5 protein-coding genes are annotated in these 5713 nt (G+C 67.3%); all 5 read left to right on the top strand.

The window, feature by feature from the left end:
* A partial coding sequence (locus tag ACT6S0_RS25945; RefSeq protein ID WP_444766620.1) for a copper resistance system multicopper oxidase occupies nucleotides 1-1434 on the top strand: 1434 nt, incomplete at its 5' end.
* Between the two features lie 23 nt (nucleotides 1435-1457).
* Nucleotides 1458-2549 carry a copper resistance protein B gene (locus tag ACT6S0_RS25940; protein ID WP_174484801.1) on the top strand — a complete coding sequence of 364 codons (1092 nt, stop codon included), beginning with the start codon at nucleotides 1458-1460 and terminating at the stop codon, nucleotides 2547-2549.
* A 34-nt stretch (nucleotides 2550-2583) separates the two neighbouring features.
* Nucleotides 2584-3072 carry a DUF411 domain-containing protein gene (locus ACT6S0_RS25935; RefSeq protein WP_009517026.1) on the top strand — a complete coding sequence of 163 codons (489 nt, stop codon included), beginning with the start codon at nucleotides 2584-2586 and terminating at the stop codon, nucleotides 3070-3072.
* A 23-nt stretch (nucleotides 3073-3095) separates the two neighbouring features.
* Nucleotides 3096-3395, top strand: a complete 300-nt coding sequence (locus tag ACT6S0_RS25930; RefSeq protein WP_009517028.1) for a DUF2933 domain-containing protein — start codon at nucleotides 3096-3098, stop codon at nucleotides 3393-3395.
* Nucleotides 3396-3527: 132 nt separating this feature from the next.
* A partial coding sequence (locus tag ACT6S0_RS25925; RefSeq protein WP_444766619.1) for a heavy metal translocating P-type ATPase occupies nucleotides 3528-5713 on the top strand: 2186 nt, incomplete at its 3' end.

Below are 5713 nucleotides of genomic sequence, written 5' to 3'. Positions count from 1 at the left end.
TACCACTCGCACTCCGGCATGCAAGAGCTCACCGGCATGTATGGGGCGATCATCATTGATCCGGCCGGGCCCCAGACCATCCACGCCGACCGCGAGCATGTGCTCGTGTTCTCGGACTGGACCGACGAAGACCCGATGCGGATCTTCGCCAAGCTCAAGTCCCAGAGCGATTACCTGAACTTCAACCAGCCCACCGTCATCGACTTCTTCCGCGACGTTTCGCGCGATGGCATGGCTGCTGCGCTCGGCAAGCGCAAGATGTGGAACGAAATGCGGATGAACCCGACCGATCTCGCCGATCTGTCCTCCGCGACCCTGACCTACCTCGCCAACGGCACGACCCCGGCGGGCAACTGGACGGGCCTGTTCCGTCCGGGCGAACGCGTGCGCCTGCGCATGGTCAACGGCGCGGGTAACACCTTCTACGACGTACGCATCCCTGGGCTCAAGCTCACCGTCGTGCACGTCGATGGCGTGGATGTGGAGCCCGTGACGGTCGACGAATTCCGCTTCGGCCCGGGCGAGACCATCGACGTCATCGTTCAGCCACGCGACGACGCCTACACGATCTTCGCGCAGGCCATGGAGCGCACCGGGTATGCGCGTGCCACCTTGGCAGTGCGCGAGGGCCTGCAGGCGCCGGTGCCTGCCTTGGATCCGGTGGAATGGCTCGGCATGGGCGACATGATGGGCGGCATGGACCACGGCGCTTCGGGCCAGGATGCCGGCATGACGGGAATGACCGGCATGACGGGAATGGCTGGCATGGCCGGCATGGCCGGCATGGCCGCGACCCCGATGACTGGCATGAACCACGGCGCGATGGGCGGGATGAACCATGGCGCCATGAACCACGGCGGCATGGCCATGGACCACAGCCAGCATGCCGCGGGCGCGCTGGCTGTGCCAAGCACCACGGCGCGCCACGCGCGCACCGAATACGGCGCGAGCACGGACATGCGGGTCGACATGGCGCGCACCAACCTGGATGACCCCGGCATCGGCCTGCGCAACAACGGGAGGCGTGTCCTGACCCTCGCGGATCTGCACACGCCATCGGGTCCGCTGGACAAACGGGGCCCCGGCCGTGAGGTCGAGTTGCACCTGACGGGCAACATGGAGCGCTATTCCTGGTCTCTGGACGGACTGGAGTTCGGCAAGTCCACGCCGGTCCATTTTCGCTACGGCGAGCGCCTGCGGGTCATCTTGCACAACGACACGATGATGACCCATCCCATGCACCTGCACGGTTTGTGGAGCGAGCTGGAGAGCCCGGATGGCCGCTTCCTCGCCCGCCGGCACACCCTGCCGGTGCAGCCCGCGCAACGCATCAGTTTCCTTGTGACGGCCGACGCGCTCGGACGCTGGGCCTGGCATTGCCATCTGATGTTCCACATGGATGCCGGCATGTTCCGCGAAGTCGTGGTGTCCTGAGCCCAGCACAAGGAAGATCCAGAATGTCCCAAGCACTCCCCCTTCGCGCACTGTCCATCGCGCTCATGGCCCTTGTCGGCGTGGCCACACAAGCCCGGGCGCAGAACGACCACAGCGCCCATGGTCAAGCCGCTCCCCGCGCCACACCCGCGCCAGCAGTCGCACCTGCCGCAACCGCGAATCCTGCCGCCGCTGACCCGCATGCCGGACACGGGGCTCCCGCCAGCGGCGCGCCGTCTTCGCCCTCTGCGCCGGCCACGCCTGCCGCTGCCGCGGCGACCGATCCTCATGCCGGGCATGGTGCGCCCGCCAGTGGCGCCTCCTCCGCGACCGCCGCACCGGCCATGGACCACGGCAACATGCGCATGCAAGGCGGCTCGGCCCCGCCCGATGCGCGCGATCCGCACGCCTACTCCAATGGCCTCAAGCTGGGATCGGGTGACTACGCCGTGCCGGGCGTGCCACGGCTCATGCTGGCCGACGAGCACGCCTTCTTCTCGCTACGGGCCGAAACCCTGGAGCGTCGCTTCACGCGCAATGGCGGCAATGACACGGCCTACGGCCTGCAAGCCTGGTATGGGAACGCCTTCAATCGGGCGGTGCTCAAGGCCGAGGGCGACGTGGCGGGCGGCAAGTTCGAAGAGGCGCGCACCGAACTGCTGTGGGGCCATGCGGTCTCCACCTTCTGGGACACGCAACTGGGCGTCCGCCTGGACACCGGCGAGGGACCAAGCCGCCAGTGGCTGGCCTTCGGCATCCAGGGACTCGCGCCGTACTGGTTCGAGTTGGACGCGACCGCCTACGTGGGCAGCGGCGGCAGGACCGCGCTGCGCCTGGAGGGCAGCTACGAGATGCTGCTGACCCAGCGCTTGGTGCTCGAGCCGCGCGCCGAGCTGCAGTTCTACGGCAAGGACGATCCAGAGCGGCGCATCGGCAAGGGCCTCGCCGAAGCGTCCGCGGGCCTGCGACTGCGCTACGAGTTCAGCCGCCAGTTCGCGCCCTACATCGGCGTGGAGCGCGCGGGCAGCTTCGGCCAGACCGCCGACTACGTGCGCGCCTCGGGCGGCCGCCCCCTGCAAACACGCTGGGTGGCCGGTGTGCGCTTCTGGTTTTAGTTGGTAACACGTCGACGTGAGGAGTGGGCAAAGCATGAACACGACAACACAGCACACGCAGCGTCCGGTCGAAGCGAAGCGCCGAGCCGCCATCGCGGGCGTCCTTGCCTTGCTGCTGGCGGGCCCCGTCCTGGCCCAGGAGCGGCTGACGGCCAAGGTCTGGAAGGACCCGAGCTGCGGCTGCTGCAAGGACTGGATCACGCACATGGAGCAGGCTGGGTTCGAGGTGCAGGTTTTCGATAGCGGCAACAACGCCGCGCGAGCGCGCCTGGGCATCGCGCAGAAGTTCGGCTCCTGTCACACGGCGCAGATCGGGCGATACGCCATCGAGGGCCATGTCCCGGCCGCAGACATCCGTCGTCTACTGCGGGAAGCACCGCGGGCCATCGGCCTGGCCGCACCAGGCATGCCGGTCGGCTCGCCCGGCATGGACGGTCCCGTGTACGGTGACCGCAAGGACGCCTACGACGTGTTGCTGTTGACGGCGGACGGCAAGAGCACGGTCTTCCAGTCGCATCGCTGAACACGGATCCGGGAGAGCTTTTTATGCACCATGCGCACACGCAGACACCCAGCGGCCGCCCCCAATTCTGGCGGTCGCGCTACGGCCTGGCTTTCCTGATCTTGGTGCCAATCGCGGCCGTCGCTGCGTACTTCCTGCTGAAGGGGCACTTGACGCATATCGCAGGCTATCTGCCATTCCTGCTGCTTGCGGCATGTCCGCTGATGCACCTCTTCATGCACCGAGGCCACGGTCACCGCGCCGACGACAACAACACCGAGCCGTCGCGGGAAGGCAAGGAAGCGTCGAACGCGGTCCCGGCTTCCGGCGGCGAGCAGCGATGAACGAAGCGAAGCTGCACGCCCGCGCGTCTTTTCTATGAGGTGTGAGTGCGGCGCTCCACGGTATTTGAGGATGTCGGACGAACCCTTCGCGCTTATCGCGCCGCTTGAACTTAGGCGAGGCCAGCACACAACATGAACTCTTCCCTCCCATCGTCAGGTCATGGACATCCCCCTCACGACGCGCCTAAGGACGCGTCGGGCTCCCGCCCACATGCGCACCACGAGGACCACGAGCACAGTGCCGACCTGCCCAAGAACGACGGCGCAAGTTCATCGGATGCCTCGAAGCCCGAGGCCGGAGAACGGGATCCCGTCTGCGGCATGGCGGTCGCGTCGCAGTCACCGCACCGTTCCAGCCGCGAAGAGCGCACCTACTTCTTCTGCAGCGCCGGCTGCAAGAACAAGTTCGACACGCAGCCGCTGCGCTACGTGCACACGGCAAAGGATCCGATGGCGCAGGCCGCGCCAACGCCCGCCGCAGCGCCGGGCTCGGTCTACACCTGCCCGATGCATCCGGAGATTCGCCAGGACCACCCTGGTACCTGCCCGAGGTGCGGCATGGCGCTGGAGCCGCTGTTGCCCGACCTGGACGATGACAACCCCGAGCTTCGCGACTTCTCTCGCCGGTTCTGGTGGACGCTGCCGTTGACGCTCGTGGTGCTGGCGCTCGCCATGGCGGGCGAGCGGTTGCATCTGATGGACATGGCCACGCAGAGTTGGGTCGAGCTGGTGCTGTCGCTGCCGATCGTGCTGTGGGCGGGTTGGCCCTTCTTCTCGCGCGGCTGGCAGTCGGTGGTGCACCGCAGCCCGAACATGTGGACCCTCATCGGCCTGGGTACGGGAGCCGCCTTCCTCTACAGCGTGGTAGCGACCGTGGCACCACAGGTGTTTCCGGCTTCGTTCTTCTCCATGGGCCGCGTCGGGGTGTACTTCGAGGCCGCGGCCGTCATCATCTCGCTGACCCTGCTGGGCCAGGTGCTGGAACTCAAGGCCCGCTCGCAGACCTCTGCGGCAATCAAGTCGCTGCTGGGACTGGCGCCCAAGACCGCGCGCCGCATCGGCGCTGATGGGCGCGAGGAGGATGTGCCGCTCAGCCATGTGCACGTGGGCGATTTGCTGCGCATCCGCCCCGGCGAGAAGGTGCCCGTCGACGGCGTGGTGCACGAGGGCAGTAGCGCGGTCGACGAGTCCATGCTGACCGGCGAGCCGCTGCCGGTGAGCAAGCGCGCGGGCGACAAGGTGATCGGCGCCACACTCAACACCAGTGGTGCACTGGTCATGCGGTCGGAGCGCATCGGTTCTGACACCGTGCTCTCGCAGATCGTGCAGATGGTTGCCCAAGCTCAGCGCTCCAAGGCGCCCATGCAACGCATGGCCGACCTCGTCGCGGGCTACTTCGTGATGGTCGTGGTCGCCATCGCGTTGACGACGCTCTTCGTCTGGGGGTTCTACGGGCCGCAACCGGCCTGGGTGTATGGGCTGATCAATGCCGTTGCGGTCCTCATCATCGCTTGCCCGTGCGCGCTGGGCTTGGCCACACCGATGTCCATCATGGTGGCCACCGGCCGCGGCGCCACGCAGGGCGTGTTGTTCCGAGATGCCGCGGCGATCGAGAACCTGCGCAAGGTCGATACGCTGGTCATCGACAAGACGGGCACCCTGACGCAAGGTCGTCCCGCCTTCGACCGAGCCGTCGCCGTTGCTGGCTTCACCGACCAGGAGGTGCTTCGCCTGGCGGCCAGCCTGGACCAGGGCAGCGAGCACCCCTTGGCCGACGCCATCGTGCAGGCTGCCCGGGCCCAGGGGTTGCAACTCGCCAAGCCGCAAGGCTTCGAATCGGGGACCGGCATCGGCGTGCGAGGCAAGGTCGAGCAGCGCCAGTTGGCGCTGGGCAACACGGTGCTGATGCAGCAGGCGGGTGTTTCGGTTGATCCACTGGTGCCGCAGGCGGAGGCGCTGCGCAGCGAGGGCGCGAGCGTCATGTACCTGGCGGTCGACGGTCAGCTTGCCGGCCTGCTGGCCGTGTCCGATCCGGTCAAGGACAGCACCCCTGAGGCTTTGGCCGCGCTCAAGGCGGCCGGCCTGCGCGTCATCATGGCCACCGGTGATGGACATACCACCGCCAAGGCGGTGGGTGCCCGCCTGGGCATCGACGAGGTCCATGGCGAGGTCAAGCCGGCCGACAAGCTGCAGTTGATCGAGCGTCTGCAGAAGGAAGGCCGTGTCGTCGCCATGGCGGGTGACGGCATCAACGATGCACCGGCTCTGGCCAAGGCGGACGTGGGCATCGCCATGGGCACGGGCACCGACGTGGCGAT

Origin of the sequence: Roseateles sp. (genome assembly GCF_052436255.1) — a bacterium.
Classification (GTDB): Bacteria; Pseudomonadota; Gammaproteobacteria; order Burkholderiales; family Burkholderiaceae_C; genus Pelomonas.
Note: the sequence above shows the minus strand (reverse complement) of the source record. Positions and strands in the feature narration are given on the sequence as shown.

Coding starts and splice junctions, on each gene's coding strand:
- ACT6S0_RS25940 (WP_174484801.1), top strand. CDS start 1,458: ATGTCCCAAGCACTCCCCCTTCGCGCACTGTCCATCGCGCTCATGGCC.
- ACT6S0_RS25935 (WP_009517026.1), top strand. CDS start 2,584: ATGAACACGACAACACAGCACACGCAGCGTCCGGTCGAAGCGAAGCGC.
- ACT6S0_RS25930 (WP_009517028.1), top strand. CDS start 3,096: ATGCACCATGCGCACACGCAGACACCCAGCGGCCGCCCCCAATTCTGG.